Annotated in this window: 4 protein-coding genes; all 4 read left to right on the top strand. The window is 43.9% G+C overall.

The window, feature by feature from the left end; translation table 11 throughout:
- Positions 1 to 409, top strand: a 409-nt coding sequence (locus A3766_RS31325; RefSeq protein WP_197479643.1) for a hypothetical protein, incomplete at its 5' end; no start/stop codon positions are given.
- 68 nt (positions 410 to 477) lie between these two features.
- Positions 478 to 1,509, top strand: a complete 1,032-nt coding sequence (locus A3766_RS19710) for an NAD-dependent epimerase/dehydratase family protein (RefSeq protein ID WP_068634327.1) — start codon at positions 478 to 480, stop codon at positions 1,507 to 1,509.
- Positions 1,510 to 1,860: 351 nt separating this feature from the next.
- Positions 1,861 to 2,160: a nucleotidyltransferase domain-containing protein gene (locus A3766_RS19705; protein WP_068508309.1), complete on the top strand. Its 300-nt coding sequence runs from the start codon at positions 1,861 to 1,863 to the stop codon at positions 2,158 to 2,160.
- Positions 2,157 to 2,636, top strand: a complete 480-nt coding sequence (locus tag A3766_RS19700) for a hypothetical protein (RefSeq protein WP_068567985.1) — start codon at positions 2,157 to 2,159, stop codon at positions 2,634 to 2,636. The genes A3766_RS19705 and A3766_RS19700 overlap by 4 nt, the downstream gene beginning before the upstream one ends.
- The last annotated feature ends 324 nt before the right edge of the window (positions 2,637 to 2,960 follow it).

Here is a 2,960-nt window from a genome sequence, read left to right as displayed (position 1 = left end):
CAATACACTGCTGCTTAAGTCGCAATATAATCATATCAATCATTTAGATGAAAAATTAAATGAAGTGACCGATAGTGTGGCAAGCCTTAAAGGTGAATTTGCTGGCTTGAAAGGTGAATTTGCTGGCTTGAAAGGTGAGTTTTCTGATTTGAAAGGTGAGTTTTCTGATTTGAAAGGTGACTTTACAGGCCTAAGAGGCGAGTTTGTCGGCCTGAAAGGCGAATTCAAGTTGTTGGAACAAAAGGTAAACAAAGGCTTCGAACTTATGGGGGCTAGAATGGACGCTTTTGAAAAACGAATTGAATTGAAGATATCTGAAGCGATAAACAAGAATATGCGCTGGAGCATAGGCTTGATAGCCTTAATCGTTACTGTTCTCAAGCTAGCGGATACCTTTGCCGGAAACTGAATAATTAACAATACCGCCCCTGTCTCAAACAACCCTGAGCAACTCTAAATAGAAAGGAAATAAGTGTCGTGACAAGTTATGAAAATGTAAAACAGCAGCTAACAGACAGCCCCAAAACCTGGTTGGTAACGGGTGTTGCCGGTTTTATCGGTTCTAACCTGCTAGAAACACTGCTAAAACTAAACCAAAAAGTTGTAGGTTTGGATAACTTCGCCACTGGGCATCAATACAATTTAGATGAAGTTCAAGGCTTGGTAGCGTCTGATCAGTGGCAGAACTTCTCATTTATCGAAGGTGATATCAGAGATTACGAAACCTGCCAGAAGGCGGTTTCAGGTGCTGACTATGTTTTACACCAAGCAGCGCTTGGCTCCGTTCCTCGTTCTATCGCAGACCCGATTACCACGAATGCAGCGAATATCACTGGCTTTCTCAATATGCTCCAGGCTGCAAAAGAAGAGCAGGTAAAAAGCTTCACCTACGCGGCCAGTAGTTCAACCTATGGTGACCACCCCGCGCTGCCTAAAGTAGAAGAAAATATCGGCAATCCGCTTTCACCTTATGCGGTAACCAAATACGTAAACGAATTATATGCCAGTGTGTATGCCAGAACCTATGACTTCAAAACGATTGGTTTGCGTTATTTCAATGTGTTCGGCAAGCGACAAGACCCTAATGGTGCCTATGCAGCGGTTATTCCAAAGTGGACCTCTTCAATGATTGAAGGTGAAGATGTCTTCGTTAACGGCGATGGCGAAACAAGTCGAGACTTTTGCTATATCGATAACACTGTGCAAATGAATATTCTTGCGGCCACTGCACCTGACGAAGCTAAAGATGAAGTGTACAACGTCGCACTGGGTGATCGTACAACCTTGAATGACTTGTATGTATCTATACAAAAAGCACTAGCTGAGAATGATGTTGATGTTTCGAAAGAGCCAATTTACAGAGACTTCCGAGCTGGTGATGTAAGGCACTCGCAAGCCGATACAAGCAAAGCTAAGGCAAAGCTTGGTTATGCGCCAGAGTATCGAATTCTAGAAGGTATTTCCGAAGCGATGCCATGGTATATTGAATTCCTAAGTTCAAAATCCTAAAAGACGGTTCACCACCGAGAACACGGAGCGGCCTGCGGCCTGCACAGAGAAAAGATAAAAAGCTTTTTTTAGAAGTGTCTCAATTCCTTCCTCTGTGCAGCGAAACGCTCGGTGTCCTCTGTGGTTCAATTGGTTTTCTTTAAAGATCAAAACACAAAAGACGGTTCACCACCGAGAACACAGAGCGGCCTGCGGCCTACACCGAGTAAAGATTAAGGCTTTCTTTAGATGTGGCTCTATCCCGTCCTCGGTGCAGCGAAGCGCTATGTGGCTACCAAAGTCTAATTCCTTCCAGTAAGATAAGGCATGAAAATTCACTGCTTTAAATTATAGTTAGAGTCATTTGCAGAAATGAGAATTACAGAAGGGCAAGCGCAATCCATTAAAGGTATCGTTGCCAGTTTAATTGATCCTGGCGTAGAAGTGTGGTTGTTCGGCTCGCGAGTGGATGATCATGCAAAGGGCGGTGATATAGACCTACTCGTGGTGTCAAAGCACGATATCGACGAACTCGTATTCGTTGCGGCTAAAATAAGCACGCAAGTATCTCGCTTGTTTCATGGGCGTAAAACCGATGTGATACTTCAAACACCAAGTGTAGAGCTTTCGCCAATACATACCATAGCAAAAGAAACCGGGATTAAGTTATGACCCTAGATCAAGGTCAGTTAGAAAGGCTACGGTATCTGTGCCGAATCGTGTCAAAAGAAATTACTCATCTACAATACTCTGAAGGAAAGCTATTTGCAGGTGGTTTTGACGAGGAAAAGGCGGCGCAGTTAGATACTAACCCTGACTTGGCTGAGGTGCTCGAGGCCTATGTGGGGCGCTTCTGCCGCCTGCAAGATACGGTTGGTGATAAGTTGTTGGTTGCATGGCTCAAGGCTACGCAAGAAAAAGTAGGTGTCGCGATCGATAATCTGGATAGAGCTGAAAAGCTTGGCTATTTGGAAAGCAGTGATACGTGGTTAGAGCTAAGAAGAATTCGGAATCAAATGATTCACGAATACATTGAAGATGCAGGGCAGCTTAGCCAAGCAATTAATCTGTCAAAAGATAATATTCCCCTAATAGTGAACTTTGCTCAAAAGCTAATTAGTGATCTTCAGGGCAGATTTGATATTTGAGTAAAGCTGACACTTTCTCTGTGCAGCAAGCGCTCTGTGTCCTCTATGGTTCATCGGTTTATCCCTTAAAGATCAAAACACAAAAGCAGGTTCACCACAGAGATCACAGAGCGGCCTGCGGCCTACACAGAGAAAAGGTAAAAAAATTTATAGTGTGTCTCAATCTTTTCCTCTGTGCAGCGAAGCGCCCGGTGCTCTCGGTGGTTCATCGGTTTATCCCTTAAAGATCAAAACATAAAAGACGGTTCACCACCGAGGACACAGAGCGGCCTGCGGCCTACACAGAGAAAAGATAAAAGCTTTTTTAGATGTGTCTCAATCCCT

The sequence above is a fragment of the Oleiphilus sp. HI0132 genome, assembly GCF_001635845.1.
This window is presented reverse-complemented; position numbering and strand designations above follow the sequence as displayed.

Excerpts from the sequence above, each read along its gene's own strand:
- A3766_RS19700 (WP_068567985.1), top strand. The coding sequence starts at position 2,157 with ATGACCCTAGATCAAGGTCAGTTAGAAAGGCTACGGTATCTGTGCCGA.
- A3766_RS19705 (WP_068508309.1), top strand. The coding sequence starts at position 1,861 with ATGAGAATTACAGAAGGGCAAGCGCAATCCATTAAAGGTATCGTTGCC.